The 18,609-nt window shown below is 53.6% G+C and carries 14 protein-coding genes, 1 pseudogene and 2 riboswitches; all 15 genes and pseudogenes read left to right on the top strand.

Going from position 1 to position 18,609, the window contains the following annotated elements; translation table 11 throughout:
* The first annotated feature begins 9 nt into the window (after window positions 1–9).
* Window positions 10–3,555 carry a DNA-directed RNA polymerase subunit beta' gene (gene rpoC, locus HMPREF1141_RS01805; protein WP_009060400.1) on the top strand — a complete coding sequence of 1,182 codons (3,546 nt, stop codon included), beginning with the start codon at window positions 10–12 and terminating at the stop codon, window positions 3,553–3,555.
* 297 nt (window positions 3,556–3,852) lie between these two features.
* Window positions 3,853–4,284, top strand: a complete 432-nt coding sequence (gene rpsL, locus HMPREF1141_RS01800; protein WP_009060375.1) for a 30S ribosomal protein S12 — start codon at window positions 3,853–3,855, stop codon at window positions 4,282–4,284.
* A gap of 146 nt (window positions 4,285–4,430) precedes the next feature.
* Window positions 4,431–4,901, top strand: coding sequence for a 30S ribosomal protein S7 (gene rpsG, locus HMPREF1141_RS01795; RefSeq protein WP_009060427.1), 471 nt, complete (start codon window positions 4,431–4,433; stop codon window positions 4,899–4,901).
* 76 nt (window positions 4,902–4,977) lie between these two features.
* Complete coding sequence (gene fusA, locus HMPREF1141_RS01790) at window positions 4,978–7,059, top strand: elongation factor G (RefSeq protein WP_009060379.1); 2,082 nt, start codon at window positions 4,978–4,980, stop codon at window positions 7,057–7,059.
* Between the two features lie 99 nt (window positions 7,060–7,158).
* Window positions 7,159–8,364 carry an elongation factor Tu gene (tuf, locus tag HMPREF1141_RS01785; RefSeq protein WP_009060439.1) on the top strand — a complete coding sequence of 402 codons (1,206 nt, stop codon included), beginning with the start codon at window positions 7,159–7,161 and terminating at the stop codon, window positions 8,362–8,364.
* A 207-nt stretch (window positions 8,365–8,571) separates the two neighbouring features.
* A riboswitch (FMN riboswitch) is annotated at window positions 8,572–8,702 on the top strand.
* Between the two features lie 77 nt (window positions 8,703–8,779).
* The gene (locus HMPREF1141_RS01780; RefSeq protein WP_009060418.1) at window positions 8,780–9,352 is read left to right on the top strand and encodes an ECF transporter S component; all 573 of its coding nucleotides are present in this window, start codon (window positions 8,780–8,782) and stop codon (window positions 9,350–9,352) included.
* 118 nt (window positions 9,353–9,470) lie between these two features.
* A riboswitch (SAM riboswitch) is annotated at window positions 9,471–9,572 on the top strand.
* 70 nt (window positions 9,573–9,642) lie between these two features.
* A complete protein-coding gene (metK, locus tag HMPREF1141_RS01775) occupies window positions 9,643–10,824 on the top strand; it encodes a methionine adenosyltransferase (protein ID WP_009060420.1) in 1,182 nt (393 codons plus the stop codon).
* A 528-nt stretch (window positions 10,825–11,352) separates the two neighbouring features.
* The gene (locus HMPREF1141_RS01770; protein ID WP_009060403.1) at window positions 11,353–11,706 is read left to right on the top strand and encodes a hypothetical protein; all 354 of its coding nucleotides are present in this window, start codon (window positions 11,353–11,355) and stop codon (window positions 11,704–11,706) included.
* A 49-nt stretch (window positions 11,707–11,755) separates the two neighbouring features.
* Complete coding sequence (locus HMPREF1141_RS01765) at window positions 11,756–13,972, top strand: ATP-dependent RecD-like DNA helicase (RefSeq protein WP_009060386.1); 2,217 nt, start codon at window positions 11,756–11,758, stop codon at window positions 13,970–13,972.
* Window positions 13,962–14,654 carry a ComF family protein gene (locus tag HMPREF1141_RS01760; protein WP_009060440.1) on the top strand — a complete coding sequence of 231 codons (693 nt, stop codon included), beginning with the start codon at window positions 13,962–13,964 and terminating at the stop codon, window positions 14,652–14,654. Before HMPREF1141_RS01765 ends, HMPREF1141_RS01760 begins: the two co-directional genes overlap by 11 nt.
* Before the next feature lie 98 nt (window positions 14,655–14,752).
* Complete coding sequence (locus HMPREF1141_RS01755) at window positions 14,753–15,778, top strand: rod shape-determining protein (RefSeq protein ID WP_009060377.1); 1,026 nt, start codon at window positions 14,753–14,755, stop codon at window positions 15,776–15,778.
* A 134-nt stretch (window positions 15,779–15,912) separates the two neighbouring features.
* The gene (locus tag HMPREF1141_RS01750) at window positions 15,913–16,569 is read left to right on the top strand and encodes a pentapeptide repeat-containing protein (RefSeq protein WP_009060433.1); all 657 of its coding nucleotides are present in this window, start codon (window positions 15,913–15,915) and stop codon (window positions 16,567–16,569) included.
* A 38-nt stretch (window positions 16,570–16,607) separates the two neighbouring features.
* Window positions 16,608–16,967, top strand: a complete 360-nt coding sequence (locus HMPREF1141_RS01745) for a hypothetical protein (protein WP_009060391.1) — start codon at window positions 16,608–16,610, stop codon at window positions 16,965–16,967.
* A gap of 167 nt (window positions 16,968–17,134) precedes the next feature.
* A complete protein-coding gene (locus tag HMPREF1141_RS01740; protein WP_009060431.1) occupies window positions 17,135–18,304 on the top strand; it encodes an ABC transporter substrate-binding protein in 1,170 nt (389 codons plus the stop codon).
* 75 nt (window positions 18,305–18,379) lie between these two features.
* Window positions 18,380–18,609, top strand: a pseudogene (locus HMPREF1141_RS01735) (branched-chain amino acid ABC transporter permease); the annotation flags it as partial.

Below are 18,609 nucleotides of genomic sequence, written 5' to 3'. Positions count from 1 at the left end.
GGTTGCAACATGGAATTTAACGTTTTTGAATCAATGAAGATCGGCCTGGCTTCTCCGGATACCATCCGCGAATGGTCGCACGGCGAGGTAAAAAAGCCCGAAACGATCAACTACCGCACCCTGAAACCCGAGCGCGACGGACTGTTCTGCGAAAGAATCTTTGGGCCGCAGAAGGACTGGGAGTGCCACTGCGGAAAATATAAGAGAATTCGTTATAAGGGTAAAATCTGCGAACGCTGCGGCGTTGAAGTGACCACCGCAAAGGTTCGCCGCGAGCGCATGGGCCACATTGAGCTGGCCGCGCCCGTCTCCCACATCTGGTACTTTAAGGGCATTCCTTCCCGCATGGGCCTGATTCTCGACATCTCGCCCCGTATGCTGGAAAAGGTGCTGTACTTTGCCCTGTATATCGTCACCGATCCGGGCAATGTGCGTGAGCTGCAGAAAAAGCAGATGCTCAATGAAAAAGAATACCGCGATATGCGCGAGAAATATGAGGATGATTTCAAGGCAAGCATGGGCGCTGAAGCGATTCAGGCCCTCCTTGCGGAAATCGATCTTGATAAAGAGTCTGAGGAGCTCAAGGCGGAGCTGGAGAATTCCTCCGGTCAGAAGCGCGTGAGAATCCTGAAAAGACTCGAGGTTGTCGAGGCGTTCCGCCTTTCCGGCAACCGCCCCGAATGGATGATCATGGATGCTGTTCCGGTGATTCCGCCGGATCTGCGCCCGATGGTACAGCTCGACGGCGGCCGCTTTGCGACCTCCGATCTGAACGACCTGTACCGCCGTGTGATCAACCGCAACAACCGTCTGAAAAGACTGCTGGAGCTCGGCGCGCCGGACATCATCGTGCGCAACGAAAAGCGCATGCTGCAGGAAGCGGTCGACGCTCTGATCGACAACGGCCGCCGCGGCCGCCCGGTCACCGGCCCGAACAACCGCCCGCTGAAATCCCTTTCCGATATGCTGAAGGGTAAGCAGGGACGTTTCCGTCAGAACCTGCTCGGCAAGCGCGTTGACTACTCCGGCCGTTCCGTTATCGTTGTCGGCCCTGAGCTGAAAATGTATCAGTGCGGTCTGCCGAAGGAAATGGCTCTGGAGCTGTTCAAGCCCTTCGTGATGAAGCGCCTGGTCGAAACCGGCCTCGCAGGCAACATCAAGGCGGCGAGAAAAGCCGTGGAGCGCGCGAAGCCCGAGGTTTGGGACGCGCTGGAAATCGTGATCAAAAACCACCCGGTTCTGCTCAACCGTGCGCCTACGCTGCACCGCTTGGGCATTCAGGCTTTTGAGCCGGTGCTCGTTGAGGGCCGCGCTTTGAAGCTCCACCCGCTGGTCTGCACCGCGTACAACGCCGACTTCGATGGCGATCAGATGGCCGTCCACGTGCCGCTTTCCGCAGAAGCGCAGGCCGAGGCCCGCTTCCTGATGCTGGCTGCCGGCAACCTGCTCAAACCTTCCGACGGACGCCCGGTTACCGTCCCGACACAGGATATGGTTCTGGGTTCCTATTACCTGACGCTGGATAAAGACGGCGAGCAGGGGGAGGGCAAAATCTTCCGCGATGTGGATGAAGCTCTGATGGCCTACGATACTGGAGTTGTTCAGCTGCACGCCAAAATCAAGGTGCGCCGCTCTCTCATGATCGACGGCCATATCGTGACCGGTCTGGTGGATACCACCGTCGGCCGCATCATCTTCAACCGTCCCATCCCGCAGGATCTGGGCTATGTGGATCGCTCCATTCCGGAGAACCGCCTGAAGTTCGAAATTGATTTCCTCGTGGGCAAAAAGCAGCTCGGGAAAATCATCGACCGCTGCATCCGTGTGCACGGAACCTCTAAGACGGCTGAAGTGCTCGACAGCATCAAGTCGCAGGGCTATAAATACTCCACCAAGAGCGCCATTACCGTTGCCGTCAGCGACGCGACGATTCCTGAGGCGAAGAAGACCCTCATCAAAGAGGCCGATCACCAGATCGACATGGTCACGGATGAGTACAGAAACGGTCTGCTCTCCGAGTCGGAGCGCTATAACGCCGTTCTGAAAATCTGGGAAAAGACGACAGGTGAGGTTACCGATGCGCTGCAGCACGCACTGGATCGCTACAACCCCATCTTCATGATGGCGGACTCCGGCGCCCGTGGTTCGATGAGCCAGATTCGTCAGCTCGCCGGCATGCGCGGCCTGATCGCCAACACCTCGGGCCGTACGATCGAAATCCCCATCAAGGCCAACTACCGTGAAGGCCTGAATGTTCTGGAATACTTCATTTCTTCCCGCGGCGCCCGAAAGGGTCTGGCCGATACCGCTCTGAGAACGGCGGACTCCGGTTACCTGACCCGCCGTCTGGTCGACGTTTCGCAGGAGGTCATCATCCGTGAGGACGACTGCGGCACCAGCGAAGGCCTCGAGGTATTTGATATCCGCGAGGGCAAGGAATCCATCGAGCCGCTCACCGAGCGCTTGCAGGGTCGTTACCTGGTGGAAGACTTCATCGACGAAGAGACCGGCGCGGTGCTGGTATCCAAGGATAAGCTGATGGATGAGCAGGATGCCGAACTGATCGTTTCGAAAGGCACAACACACATCAAGATCCGTTCCATCCTCAACTGCCACGCCAGACACGGTATCTGCAAGAAGTGCTACGGCGCCAACCTTGCGAATGGCCAGTCGGTCGATGTCGGCGAGGCTGTGGGTATCATTGCGGCGCAGTCCATCGGTGAGCCCGGTACGCAGCTGACCATGAGAACCTTCCACACCGGCGGTGTTGCCAGTGCTGAGGATATTACACAGGGTCTGCCGCGTGTTGAAGAACTGTTTGAGGGCAGAAAGCCGAAGCATCTGGCCATCATCAGTGAAATCTCGGGCGAGGTTTCCTTCGAGGAGATCAAGAAAAACCGTCATGTCGTGATCACCAATAAAGAAACCAGCGACCAGAAGTCGTATCTCGTCCCGTTCGGCTCGCGCATCAGCGTGAAGGAGGGTCAGGAGATCAAGGCCGGCACAAGGCTGACCGAAGGCTCCGTCAACCCGCACGACGTGCTCGCCATCAGCGGCCCGCAGGCGGTGCAGGACTACCTGATTCAGGAAGTACAGCGCGTTTACCGGATGCAGGGCGTTGATATCAACGATAAGCACATTGAGGTTATCGTTCGCCAGATGATGAAGAAGGTTCGCATTGAAGAGGCGGGCGACACCAACCTGCTGCCCAGCGCGCTGGTGGATAAGAGTGATCTTGAGGCTGAGAACGAGGCGGTTCAGAAGCGCATTGACGCCGGTGAAGCCGACCTGCAGCTCGCCACCTTCACTCCTATGCTGCTTGGTATTACGAAGGCCTCTCTGGCTACCGATTCGTTCCTGTCGGCCGCGTCCTTCCAGGAAACCACCCGTGTTCTGACCGACGCCGCCATCAAGGGCAAGGTCGATCCGCTGCTGGGCCTGAAGGAGAACGTGTGTATCGGTAAGCTGATCCCCGCCGGTACCGGCATGAAGTGCTACGGCGACGTTGAGGTTGAGACCGAAAAACCGGTATTGACAAACGACGCAGTATCGTGATAAAATAACCAATTGTGATGATTTGTGAAAAGAACAGCGAAAATCCTGCTCAAAGCATCGTAAAAAAGAGCAGGATTCCGCTGTCTACTTGTGGAGTTTTTACAAATTGTAGTGCGGTATTTCCCGGTTTCTTCCAGCGTTTTTTTCGCCGGGAGGCGGAGAATTCCGCAGTTGTTTTGTGAAAATTTTACTTCTTTGCGTCCTGCAAAGACAAGCCGTCTATCTTAAGTATCAATTCGGTTAATGCGGGAAATATATTCCTGTTTAACATATTAAATTTCAGTGAGGAGGTGTCATATGCCCACGTTTAACCAGCTGGTCCACAAGGGCAGAGAAGTCAGCGAAAGAAAGGCCAAGGCCCCGGCGCTTCTGAAAGGTTGGAACTCCAAGAAACGGATCGCTATCGATCAGGATTCCCCCCAAAAGCGCGGCGTTTGTACTTCTGTCAAGACCGCTACCCCGAAGAAGCCTAACTCAGCTCTCAGAAAGATCGCCAGAGTGCGTCTGTCTAACGGTATTGAAGTCAGTGCTTATATCCCGGGTGTCGGCCACAATCTGCAGGAACACAGTGTTGTAATGATCCGCGGCGGTCGTGTAAAGGACCTGCCTGGCGTGCGTTACCACATTATCCGCGGAACTCTGGATGCCCAGGGTGTTGCGAAGCGCATGCAGGCCCGTTCCAAGTACGGTGCGAAGCGTCCGAAGCCCGGCGCTGCGAAAAAGGGCTAAAAACCGAATATGACAGAAACCTTACGGCTGCGTGCGTATGCACAACTGCGGCGTTTTTATAAAATAGATAAGAGCGTCTCTTCGGCCCACGGGAGTTTGTCCTTTCGAGTACCTATGATATCATTTATGTGAAGGAGGGAAGTAAAGTGCCAAGAAGAGGTTCTATTGCGAAACGTGATGTTTTGCCCGATCCGCTTTACAAATCCAAGCTTGTCACCAGACTGATCAATAATATTATGCTGGACGGTAAGAAGGGAGTTTCCCAGAAGATCGTTTACGGCGCGTTTGATATTGTCAGTGAAAAAACAGGAAAAGACCCGCTCGAGATGTTCGAGCAGGCGATGGAAAACGTAATGCCTGCTTTGGAGGTTAAAGCCCGCCGCGTGGGCGGTGCGACCTACCAGGTTCCTATGGAGGTTCGCCCTGAAAGAAGGCAGACGCTGGGTCTGCGTTGGATCACCCGTTATTCCAGACTGAGATCCGAAAAGACCATGAAAGAAAGACTTGCCGGGGAAATCCTTGATGCGATTAATGGTGCCGGTGGCGCTGCCAAGAAGCGTGATGATACGCATAAGATGGCGGAAGCCAACAGGGCGTTTGCTCATTACAGGTGGTAATTTTCCGGCGTTGACCGAAAGATTTTCCGTGTTAGCATAATGAGCGGATACATTTTTCAGAATTAAGGAGGAAACTATGCCGAGGCAGGTATCGCTTCAAATGACAAGAAATATCGGCATCATGGCCCATATCGATGCTGGTAAAACAACAACAACAGAACGTATTCTGTATTATACGGGAATTAACCATAAGATCGGTGAAACCCACGACGGTTCCGCGACAATGGACTGGATGGCACAGGAGCAGGAGAGAGGTATTACCATTACCTCCGCTGCGACTACCTGCTTTTGGAAGGGTCATAGAATCAACATTATTGATACTCCCGGCCACGTTGACTTTACCGTAGAGGTAGAGCGCTCCCTGCGCGTGTTGGACGGTTCCGTTACCGTCTTCTGCGCGAAGGGCGGAGTAGAGCCTCAGTCCGAAACCGTATGGCGCCAGGCTGAGGAATATAAGGTTCCCCGTATGGCCTACGTCAATAAGATGGACATTATGGGCGCCGATTTCTACCGCGTGGTACAGATGATGAAAGACCGCCTCAAGTGCAATGCGGTTCCGATCCAGCTGCCGATCGGCAGTGAGGACACCTTCCGCGGTATCATCGACCTGGTAAACATGAAGGCTTATGTTTATTACGATGATCTGGGCAAAGATATCCGCGAGGAAGAAATTCCGGAGGATATGAAAGAGCTGGCGGAAAAATACCACACCGAGATGGTAGAGCATGTGGCAGAGCAGGACGATGTCCTGTTTGAGAAGTACCTCAATGGGGAAGCTCTGACAGAGGCTGAAATCAGCGACTGCATCCGCAAGGCGACCATCGCGAACCACATGGTTCCGGTTACCTGCGGTACATCCTACAAGAACAAGGGTGTGCAGAAGCTGCTCGACGCGATCGTGGCTTACATGCCTGCTCCGACAGACATTGAAGCGATCAAGGGCGTAAATCCCGACACCGAAGAGCCGGAGGTTCGCCATTCTTCCGATGAAGAGCCTTTCTCCGCTTTGGCGTTTAAGATCGCTACCGACCCCTTTGTCGGTAAGCTGTGCTTCTTCCGCGTATACTCCGGTATGCTCACCGCGGGCTCCACTGTTTACAATTCCACGAAGGATAACAACGAGCGCATCGGCCGTATTCTGCAGATGCATGCGAACCACCGCCAGGATATCGAAACCGTGTATGCGGGCGATATTGCCGCGGCGGTCGGCCTGAAGAACACCATCACCGGCGATACCCTGTGCGATGAAAAACACCCGGTTATCCTCGAGTCCATGGAGTTCCCGGAGCCTGTTATCCGTGTTGCGATCGAGCCGAAAACAAAGGCCGGTCAAGAGAAGATGGGTATTGCTCTTGCGAAGCTTGCAGAAGAGGATCCCACCTTTAAGGCTTATACCGACGAAGAGACTGGCCAGACCATCATCGCCGGCATGGGCGAGCTTCACCTCGAAATCATCGTAGACCGTTTGCTGCGTGAATTTAAGGTAGAGGCGAACGTTGGTAAGCCCCAGGTTTCTTACAAAGAAACCATCCGCAGAAATGCCGAGGCAGACACTAAGTACGCCAGACAGTCCGGCGGTAAGGGCCAGTACGGTCACGCGAAGATCCGTATTGAGCCGAACCCGGGCAAGGGCTACGAGTTTGTCAACGCTGTTGTCGGCGGCGCGATCCCGAAGGAATATATTCCTGCTGTTGATCAGGGTATTCAGGGCGCGATGCAGACCGGTATTCTGGCGGGCTACAACGTAGTTGACGTAAAGGTTACGCTGTATGATGGCTCCTATCATGAGGTCGACTCCTCTGAAATGGCGTTTAAGATCGCCGGTTCTATGGCGTTCAAAGAGGCTATGAGAAAAGCTGACCCGGTTCTGATGGAACCCATCATGAAGGTTGTTGTTACTGTTCCGGACGAGTATATGGGCGACGTTATCGGCGACCTGAACTCCCGCCGCGGAATGATTCTGGGTATGGACGCCGTTTCCGGCGCACAGCAGATCAATGCCGAGGTTCCGCTGTCCGAAATGTTCGGTTATGCAACCGACATGCGCTCTAAAACACAGGGCCGCGGCCAGTATGTTATGGAGCCCGCGCACTACTCTGAAGTGCCGAAATCCGTATCGGAAGGTATCATCTCCGACCGCAGCAAAAAGAACGACTAACAGGCGCAAAAGGCTTGATTTTTCATACCCGACTTGTTAGAATAGGCGTAGTCTTACTATGATAAAATTGATTTATGAAAAATAAAAGGAGGATTTCCAATGGCAAAGGCAAAGTTTGAAAGAAACAAACCGCACGTAAACATTGGTACCATTGGCCACGTTGACCATGGTAAAACCACATTGACCGCCGCTATCACCAAGGTTCTGAACCTGAACGGCACTTCCGAGTTCGTTGATTACGCGAACATCGATAAGGCCCCCGAAGAGAGAGCGCGTGGTATCACGATCAACACTTCCCACGTTGAGTACCAGACTGCTAACCGCCACTATGCGCACGTTGACTGCCCTGGCCACGCCGACTATGTGAAGAACATGATCACCGGCGCTGCTCAGATGGACGGCGCTATCCTGGTTGTTTCTGCTGCGGACGGCCCCATGCCCCAGACCAGAGAGCACATTCTGCTGTCCCGTCAGGTAGGCGTGCCTTATATCGTAGTATTCATGAACAAAGCTGACCAGGTTGACGATCCCGAGCTGCTGGATCTGGTTGAAATGGAAATCCGCGATCTGCTCAACGAGTATGAGTTCCCGGGCGACGACACCCCGATCATCCGCGGTTCTGCTCTGCAGGCGTTGGAATCCACCTCTAAGGATGTCAATGCTCCCGAGTACAAGTGCATTCTCGAACTGATGGATGCAGTTGACAGCTTTATCCCCACTCCTGAGCGTAAGGCTGACCAGCCCTTCCTGATGCCTGTTGAAGACGTATTCACCATCACCGGCCGCGGCACTGTTGCTACCGGTAGAGTGGAGCGTGGCCAGCTGAGAACTTCTGAGGAAGTTGAAATCGTTGGTTTGACCGAAGAGCGCCGCAAGGTTGTTGTTACCGGTATCGAAATGTTCAGAAAGATTCTGGATTACGCTGAGGCCGGCGATAACGTAGGCGTTCTGCTCCGTGGTATTCAGAGAAATGAAATCGAGCGCGGCCAGGTTCTGGCGAAGCCCGGTACCATTCATCCGCATACCAAGTTCAAGGGCCAGGTTTATATCCTGAGCAAAGAAGAAGGCGGACGTCATACTCCGTTCTTCAACAACTATCGTCCCCAGTTCTATTTCAGAACTACCGACGTTACCGGCGTTATCTCTCTGCCCGAGGGCACCGAGATGTGCATGCCTGGCGATAACGTTGACATGGATGTTGAGCTGATTACCCCCATCGCGATTGAAGAGGGTCTTCGCTTCGCTATCCGTGAAGGCGGCCGTACAGTTGGCTCCGGTGTTGTTACCGGCGTTGTAAAAGCCTGATTTCAGGTTTTAACTTGTCTGATTGCCCCCGACCATTTTGGCCGGGGGCTTTTTGCATAACCAGTGTTGATGTCAGCCGTTTTTGTGTCCCTTGTTTGGGCATGGGAAAAGAACAGTTTCCTTTCTTTTATGATTAGCAAAGGGAATTTACAATCCCCTATTGACAAATTAATATCAAGTGAATATAATAAAAATATCAATTAAATAAGCTGTCTTCGGGGCGGGGTGTGATTCCCCACCGGCGGTAATGCGGTTTTTGGCCGTTAGCCCGCGAGCATGTGCTGATTTTGGTGAGATTCCAAAGCCGACGGTATAGTCCGGATGGAAGAAGAACTGCGCGTTTGCGTTTGTTTTGTCCCGCAGATTTTCTGCGGGATTTTTTTCGTTGACAGCGAAAAAAGGAGAGACAATAGAAATGAATAAATCCATGACCCAAAAGAGCATTATTCAGATGACCCAGCTTGCCGTGCTGGCGGCAATTTCTGTGGTGCTGGTCGCTTTCGTCCGTATTCCTCTTATTCCCGCGGCGCCGTTTCTGGTGTACGACATGGCGGATGCTCCCATTTTGATCGCAGCGCTCCTGTTTGGTTCGAGCCCGGCGCTTCTGGTGCTTTTTGTGGTTTCTGTCATTCAGGCGGTTTTCTTCGGCGGCAATGGATGGGTCGGCCTGGTGATGCATTTTGTGGCGTCCGGCGCTCTGATTTTCCTGGTAGGCGAGTTTTATAAGAGAAAGCATAAGTTTTCTGACGCGGTGGTCGGCATGGTGCTTGGCACGCTGGCGATGACAGCGCTGATGATACCGATGAACTACATCTTTACCGTACATTTCTTCGGCATGCCGAAGGCGGCGCTCGACGCGCTGATTCTGCCGGCGATCATTCCGTTCAATCTGCTCAAGGCTTCTCTCAACAGTGCGATTGCGGCAGTATTGTTTAAGTCTTTGCAACCATTTGTTCAAAAAAATCGTGAAATGATTCATCCGGTTTAGCAACTATTTTTTCGACTTTTATTTTGTATTCTTCATATAATATGTTATAATAATCTCATCACAGATGCCGGAGCATTGTTTCTGGTGCCTGAAAGATGTTGGTTTACAACAGAATAATTCCTTATCAAGAGTGACGGAGGGAACAGGCCCTGTGATGTCCGGCAACCTGCGCAATGTGCGAAAGGTGCCAAATCCTGCGGATAAAGCCGGCAGATGAGGTTGCTTTCCACCGTTTGGCTTCTCCGAACGGTGGATTTTTTCATTGTCTTATTGTATTAGGAGGCGTAATTATGTCAAAATATTTTTTTACATCTGAATCGGTAACAGAGGGACATCCCGATAAAGTTTGCGATCAGATTTCCGACGCCGTTCTGGACGCCATTCTGGCACAGGACGAAAAAGCCCACGTGGCCTGCGAGGTTACGGCGACCACCGGACTGGTGCACGTAATGGGCGAAATCTCGACAGAGTGCTACGTTGATATTCCCGCGATCGCCCGCGAAGTGATCCGCGAGATCGGCTACGATGACCCCCAGTATGGCTTTGATGGCAATTCCTGCGGCGTGCTGACTTCGATCGATATGCAGTCGCCCGATATTGCGATGGGTGTGAACCAATCGTTTGAAGCCCGCGGCGGCGCCACAGATGAAAATGATCTGATCGGTGCGGGGGATCAGGGCATTATGTTCGGTTTTGCCTGCAACGAAACCACAACGCTGATGCCGCTGCCCATTTATCTTGCTCACGCGTTGGCCAAGCGCCTGGCGGCTGTGCGAAAAGACGGTGCCCTGCCGTATCTGCGTCCCGACGGAAAAACGCAGGTAACGGTGGAGTATGAGAACGGTAAGCCCACCCGTGTGGAGGCAGTGGTCGTTTCTACTCAGCACGACCCCGACGTGACCCAGGAGCAGATTCACAAGGACATCCTCGAGCAGGTGATCCGCCCGGTGGTTTCTGCCGATCTGCTGGATGAGAACACCAAATATTATATCAACCCCACCGGCCGCTTTGTGGTCGGCGGCCCTGTCGGCGACAGCGGCCTGACCGGCCGAAAGATCATCGTCGATACCTACGGCGGTTTCGGCCGTCACGGCGGCGGCGCGTTTTCCGGCAAAGACCCGACGAAGGTAGACCGTTCCGCGGCATATGCGGCCCGCTATGTTGCCAAGAACATTGTTGCCGCAGGCCTTGCCGAAAAATGCGAGGTGCAGCTCGCCTATGCCATCGGCGTAGCGCGTCCGGTCTCCATTCTTGTGGAAACCTTTGGCACCTCCGCTTATACCAGCGCCCAGCTGGAAGCAGCGATTCAAAAGGTGTTCGATCTGCGCCCGACCGCGCTAATCAAGTCGCTCGGCCTCAATCAGCCGATCTACCGCCCGCTGGCGGCTTACGGCCACATGGGCCGCGAGGATCTGGGTGTCGCGTGGGAGAAGACAGACAAAACAGAGCAGCTGAAGGCCGCGCTGGCTTAATCAGTATTTTTATAGGAAAGAGGAAGGCCTTTGTGCTTTCCTCTTTTTTGTGCTGTGCATGTGATTCTTCCATGGCGCACGCATGGGATTTTCTTTGTGTAGAAGCGATTCTTTATATCAATTTTTAATACTTATAGTATAAATTTTGCAAAATATAACGTTTTCTGAGATATAGCGAGAAATTTCTCCTGGCGCAGGGTTTTCCTTTCATGCAGGGGCAGATAGTTTTCTTTGTTCGGCAAAAGTTATTTGTTCGCGATAGATTAGGTTGTTTTCTCTGCGAATTTTTTGATGCGCCAGCAGAGTTCACACAGGAACCCGTAAAGACAAAATAATTATATTTGAAAGGCTGTTTTTGCGTGAAAGCAGCCAGCGTACACGTGACGAATGGAGCGCGGAGGGGATGGTTTCCTTGCGCTACTCCGTGACGTATATGCAGGTTTAACCTGCCGCGACGCGAGTGCAGGCTCAGCCTGCCGACTGTCATTTTTTCCTTTTTCGCATATCATAGCAATGAGGTGATTACAAATGGAAGATATGATCGGCAGAATTCTGGTGGCGTTTTTTGCGGTGGTTGGCCTTACGGAGCTGTGCCGTTTTGTATTGTTCTGGCTGACCCGTCCGGGCTGGGAAGAGAAAATCACGGTTTTGGTGTGTGTTTCAGGGAACGATAACAGGGTGGAATACCGGCTGCGCGGAGCGCTCGAGCGTTTGCGCTGGCTGCGCCATACCGGGCACAGAGAGCTGATCTGTGTGGACTGCGGGATGGATCGCGAAACAAGGGCGATCTGCGAAACATTTGCCCTCGCGAACCCAAGCGTCCGGCTATGTATGGCGGCGGATCTGCCGGAAACACTGAACGGGGAATTTGCAAATACATAGAAAAAGAGGTATACTGAAATCAACAGCAAACACAGCCGAGGATGAGAATATGCAGGAAAAACAATTGCTGGAACTGACCGGCACAGTGGAAGAAATCGTCTTTAGCAATGAGAATAACGGGTATAAAATCCTGGAGCTGAAAGCAGGGGAGGAGCTGATCACAGTGGTCGGCACCCTCCCCTGGGTCGGTTGCGGGGAAGAGCTGCGCGTCATCGGTACTTGGATTCATCACCCAAGCTTCGGCCAGCAGTTTAAGGCGGAAGCATTCGAGCGTTCTGCGCCCAAAACAGCAGATGCCATCCTGCGGTACCTGTCCTCCGGCGCGGTTAAGGGAATCGGCCCCGCCACAGCAACGCGTCTGGTAGAGGCATTCGGCGAGCATACGCTCGAGGTGATGGAGCAGGAGCCGGAGCGCCTTGCCGGCATCAAGGGTCTCACCCGCGCTAAGGCGGAAAAAATCGCGCAGGAGTTTCAGCGCATCTATGGCATCCGCGAAATCATGCTGTATCTGGGCGGGTTTGGGATCACGCCGGAAGAAGCCCTGCGGGTCTGGAAGCAGTACGGCCCATCCTCCGCAGAGCTAATCCGCACCGACCCGTTTCTGCTGTGCGCCGACGGCGTCGATATCGATTTTGGGCGCGCCGATCTCATTGCGGAATCCGCGAGCGTGGATCAGGACGACTTTTCGCGCCTGCGCGCGGGGCTCCACTATGTGCTGCGGCACAACACGAACAACGGCCATACCTGCCTGCCGAAGGACAAGCTGATCCCCGCCGCCGCGCGCATGCTTGGAGTGGAGCCGGAGATGCTTTTCTCCGTCCTCGAAGAATTGAAGGAAGAGCACGTACTGATCCCCCAACTGCTCGGCGGGCGGGAATTTATCTTTCTGCCGCGCTATTACCAGTCCGAATCGTATTGTGCGGGTCGGCTGCTGATGCTGCTTCGTTATCCGGCGCAGTCGCTGCGGAATGTCGATGGATATATCGCGGCGGTGGAGGAACGCCTTGGCATTGAGTATGCCGAGGGGCAGAAGCAGGCGGTGCGGCAGGCGCTCGAGCAGGGCATGCTGATTTTGACCGGCGGCCCCGGCACCGGAAAAACGACGGCGCTCAACGCCATCATTTCCATTCTGGAGGAGCAGGGCGAAAAGGTGCTGCTCGCAGCGCCCACCGGTCGGGCGGCGAAGCGCATGTCCGAGGTGACGGGCAAGGAGGCGAAAACCATCCACCGGATGCTTCAGGTAGAGTGGAACGACCGCGATGCGCCCACCTTTGCGCGCAACGAAAAAAATCTGCTGGATTGCGACGCGCTGGTGCTGGACGAGCTTTCGATGGTGGACGTTCAGCTGTTCGAAAGTGTGCTGCACGCGCTCCCGCTCGGCTGCCGGCTGATTCTGGTGGGCGACTGCGATCAGCTTCCGTCTGTCGGTGCGGGCAACGTGCTGGGCGATCTGATCCGCTGCGGCAAATTTCCTGTCGTGCAGCTGCAGGAGGTATTCCGTCAGGCGATGAACAGCCTGATCGTCCGCAACGCGCACCGCGTGGTGGCAGGCGAACTGCCGGAGCTGCATGACCGCACCGGGGACTTTTTCTTTCTCCCGATGCGTCAGGCCGACCGCATCGCAGATACGGTTGTGGGGCTGTATACGGAACGTTTGCCCCGCACCTACGGTTACGACCCCACGGTGGATATTCAGGTGCTCTGCCCCGGCAAGCGCGGCGCTGTAGGGACGGAAGGAATGAACCGCCGCCTGCAGGAGGCGCTGAATCCTCCCGGGCCGCAGAAACGCGAGATCAACGTAAACGGCGCTGTCCTGCGCACGGGCGACAAGGTGATGCAGGTACGCAACGATTATAACCTGACCTGGCAGCGTCCGGACGGAAGCACCGGCGAGGGCGTGTACAACGGCGACGTCGGCATCCTGCTCGAAATCGATAAGCGCGGCGGTACGCTCACGGTGCAGATGGACGACCGCTATGTGCTATATCCGCTCGAAAGCGCGTCAGAGCTCGATCTGGCGTACGCCATGACGGTCCACAAGAGCCAGGGCAACGAATTTCAGGCGGTGGTCATCCCGCTGTATACCGGGCCGTCGCAGCTGAATTACCGCAACCTGCTCTACACGGCCATCACCCGCGCAAAATCGCTTTTGATTCTGGTGGGCATGGAACAGGTGATCGAAGCCATGGTCAACAATAATCGAAAGACACTGCGCTATTCGGGGATGGGCTGGTTCCTGTCGGAGGAAAGCGTACATGAAATGTAAAAGCCTGTGGAACGGCATATTAGAATTTTTTTATCCGCCGCGCTGTCTGTTTTGCCGAAAAATCGTGCCGCCCGGACGTGAATGCTGCGAGGCCTGTGAGAAATCGCTTTTGTCCGAGCACTGGAGCGCGCGCATGATCGAGCCGCAAACCGGGAAGACTCTTGTTTGCATTGCTCCCGATCCATACGACGGCCCGCTGCGAAAGGCGATGCTGGATTTTAAATTTCACAACATGCCAAAGCATGCACATTTTTTCGCGCAAAGAATCTTTTCGCAGCTGCGGCAGAGCTCGTTTCTCACCCGTGCGGATTTCGTCGTCAGTGTGCCGCTGTCACGGGAAAGGCTGCACCAGCGCGGCTATAACCAGTCGGAGCTGATTGCCCGGGAGCTGGCCGCACTGGCCGGGCTTCCATATTTCACTGTGCTGGAAAAGCATGTGGAAAACCAGGAGCAGCACCGGCTGCACAAAAAAGACCGCCGTCAGAATGTGCGCGGCGTGTACCGGATTCTTCCGGGCGCTCATCAGGTGGAAAACCAACGCATTCTGCTGGTGGATGACATTCTCACAACGGGCGCCACGCTCGGCGAATGTGCCGCGGTGCTGTACGCCGCCGGTGCAAAAGAGGTGCATTGTGCTGCGGCGTGCCGCGTCCCCACACAACCGGAATCCATTTCCTGTTGAAAAAAGGGGCAAAATGTTCTATAATAATATATTAAATCTGCCGTATGCGGGCAAATCAGCCCGCGGCAGAAATGCGATAAAGGCAGGTGACCTGAGCGGTGCTTGGAACAGACATTGCAATTGATCTCGGAACATCGTCGGTAAAAATATATTTGGATGGCAAGGGAATTATCCTGAATGAACCATCCGTTGTGGCATATGAGCAGGACACGGATAACATCGTAGCAATCGGGCATGAGGCCTACGCCATGGTGGGGCGCACCTCTTCGAAGATCGCGGTGGTGCATCCGCTGTGCAACGGCGTTATTTCTGATTTTGCGCTGGCTCAGTACGTGATTCAGCATTATTTAAAGAAGATCAACGGCAGCAAGGTGGTCATGCCCCGGGTAGTCGTCAGCGTCCCCTGCGGCATTACAGAGGTGGAAAAACGTGCGGTGGTCGACGCAATCAGCGCGTCAGGCGTGCGCAAGATCTGCCTGATCGAAGAGCCCGTCGCAGCGGCGATGGGGGCCGGGGTTGATATTTCCGTTCCCCACGGCTGCTTTGTGATCGACATCGGCGGCGGCACCACGGACATGGGCGTGATTTCGCTCAGCGGCGTCGCGATTGCCCGGTCCATTAAAATGGCGGGCGACGCCTTTGATGAAGCGATCATCAAGATGGTGCGCCGCAAGTACAATCTGCTGATTGGCACCCGCATGGCGGAGGAAGCCAAAATGGCCATCGGCTGCGTGTACCCGCGCAAAGAGATCGTCACGCACCGCGTAAAAGGACGCAATATGCTCACCGGACTCCCCCAGTGGGCAGACATCAGCTGCGACGAAGTACTGGAAGCGCTCCTCGAGCCGGCGATGCAGATCATCCGCACCGCGCAGGAGGTTCTGGAGAAAACGCCGCCCGAGCTGATGGGCGACATCGACACCGACGGTATCATCCTTACCGGCGGTTCCGCGCTGCTTTACGGTTTTGACACACTGATCAGCAAGAAAACGAAGATGAAGGTCTTTGTGCCGGAAACTCCCGAAAACTGCGTGGCAGTGGGGGCCGGCAAAGCGATTTCGTTTATTGATGACATGGAAAACAAAAATTACGGTGTGCTCAACCCTTTGAACGCAGCCTACTAAAACAGGAAATGAAAGTGCAATACCGGTGTCGTTTGGATACGAGCCGGTATTTTTCTGTACCAAGATTTGGTCGGATACAGCGGCCTGTGTATTGCTGATCAGGTTTTTAAAAACGAAAGGAAGAGGGAAGACGTATGGAAATAGCGGAACCAAAGCTGGCAAAGGAGCTTTTGTACATAGAGGATTTTGCCACTGTCATTTTGCGCTATCTGGAGGAAGAAACGCCGCTCACCGCCGTTCGGTGCGGTGGAGTGCGGGCCGATGGAGGCGATTTTTCCGGTTTGGATCTGCGGGCCAGCACCATAGAAAACAGTGCGTTTCGCAATTGCAGCTTTGAGAACGCCTCGTTTACCGATGTTGTTTTTCAGTCCTGCGATTTTTCAAACAGCGATTTCAGCGGCGCTTTCTTTGAGCGCTGCCGATGGAGCGACTGCAAATGCGTCGGCGCGAATTGGAACGATTCGGTGCTACGGCAAACGGTTTTTGAGCAGACGCTGCTTTCTTATTCCAGCTTTGATCAGACAAGGATCACGGACGTGCGGTTTCACCGCGTGGATTTTACGGAGGGTTCTTTGTCCGAAGCGAAGCTGAAAAACTTTTCGGTTACGGAATCAAGGCTGATCAAAAATAATTTTTTCCGAACGCTTTTGGCCGGTGTGAATTTGACGACGGATGAGCTGGCCGGGCCGATTGTCTCATCCACGGCGGAAGAGCTGAAGGGCGTGGTGATTACCCCGTTTCAGGCGGCGGATCTCATTGGCCTCTGGGGGATTCTGGTGGACCGGGGCTGACTTTCATTTGTCCTTCGATAGAAAAAAGAGAGTGTTCTGTGCAAAGCACGGAACACTCTCTTTTTTTGCTTTGCTTTCACGGGCTGGCTCGGCAAATAGCGGGCGGTTTTCTGTCTGTAATGTTCAAAAAGCTTTCTCAGATGAAAAAGCGTATGATTTCTGTTTCTCGGGAAAAAATGGAAGTGGGAGAAAGGCTGTGGCTTATGATAAAATACGCCTGTTTTAACGGTAAGCGAACGGAAAAAGGGATTTTCTGCAAAGGTTTTCATATGAAATATACAGCAGAAAGCACAGAAATCATAAATAAAATTAGTGAACTATTCAAAGCAATCGGTATTCTGCAAACCTTTTCATATCTATATTTATATAAAACGGGGAAAAAACGATTTCAAGATTGACAAGATGTGAACACAAATGGTAATATACACTTAAAATTCATCGTTTTATTTAAAGATTATCACTAATTATTCTATTTTTATGGATGCGGCACCAGTGTAAAAACGTTTTCAGAGTGGTTATTGCCTGCACCCGCAGGACAGTACATAAATTTAAGGAGGAAATCGAAATGAAAAAAGTACTCGCATTTCTCATGGCAATTGCTATGGGACTGAGCGCGACGGCTTGCAGCAGCCCGTCTACCTCTTCCGGGTCCTCATCGAATCAGGGAGGAGAGATCTTGATTGGCTGTCTCCAGGACGTCACAGGGCCGACTTCTTCTCTGGGCCAGATGGTTCAGGCCGGCGCTCAATGGGCCGTTGACGAAATCAATGAAAATGGCGGCATTGACGGCAAGAAGATCAAAATGAACAGCTACGACACCAAGGGTGACGTTACCGAAGCTGTAAACGCCTTCACCAAGGCTGTTACCGTTGACAAGGTAAGCGTTATTGTTGGCCCGCCTGTTGCGAACATCGCGCTGGCGATCAAAGAGATCAGTGAGCAGTATGATGTGCCGGTCATGGGCTTGGCGATGGATAAGAACGCTCAGCTCAAGCAGGACGGCACCCCCTATAAGAATATGTTCACCTTCCAGCCCAATGCGGATCAGCAGGGCGCCATCATGGCAAAGTATGCGATCGAAAACGGCTTCAAGTCCTTCGGCGCAATTTACAACGAGAGCAACTCTTACTCCACCTCTCTTCTGGCTCCGTTCGTTCAGACCGTTGAGAGCTCCGGCGGCACGATTCCGAAGAATCTGCAGGTAGCCTACAACGCGAACGACACAGACTTCAAAACCCTGCTTTCCCCGATCGTAAAAGCAAATGTGGATGCGATCTTTGTTCCCAACTACACCAAAGACCTCGTAAACATCACCACAGCGGCCCGCGCGCTCGGCTATAAAGGCGCTTTGATCTGCGGCCTCGACGCCTGCCCTCCCTTCAACACCATGATGGGCACCAGCTGCGACGGCGTGTACTACATCAACAACATCGACGACACCACTCAGGCTCTGCAGGACATGATCAAGACGGTAAAGGAAAAGACCGGCGTTGAAGCAACCAACAAGTTCTTCCTCGGCTACGATATCGTCAATATCGCTGCAAAGGTTCTGAAAGAAAACGGCACCAGCGATCCCGCGAAGATCCGCACCGCTTTGGAGAATGTCACCGATTATTCGGGCATGACCGGCAGCATCTCGATCGATCCCAAGACTCATATGACAAAGAGCATGGAGATGTTCATGTTCACCTATGAGGGAACGACTCCGAAATTCCTGCAGAAATTCGCTGCCTGATTACCGAATAGGCTATTCATTAGGATGGGGATTCCTTCGCTCTGAAGGAATCCCCATATGAAAGGAGGACATCCCGTGTCACTGCAGATCATTGTCAACGGACTGGCGACCGGCTCTGTTTATGCCCTGATCGCCACCGGATTTTCTTTGATTTTCAATGTGCTGAAGTTTTCAAACTTTTCGCACGGTGCATTAATGACCCTGAGCGCTTTTTGCGGTTATTTTATCGCAGCCCAAAGGGGCCTCGGGCTGATCCCCACCATCTTGGTGGCGGTCGTAACCGGTGCTTTGGTTGCATTGGCGGG

The organism is Clostridium sp. MSTE9 (assembly GCF_000277625.1).
In the GTDB taxonomy this organism is placed as follows: Bacteria; Bacillota; Clostridia; order Oscillospirales; family Acutalibacteraceae; genus Faecalispora; species Faecalispora jeddahensis.
The sequence above is the reverse complement of the archived record's forward strand: the minus strand, read 5'-3'. Positions and strand labels throughout refer to the sequence as shown.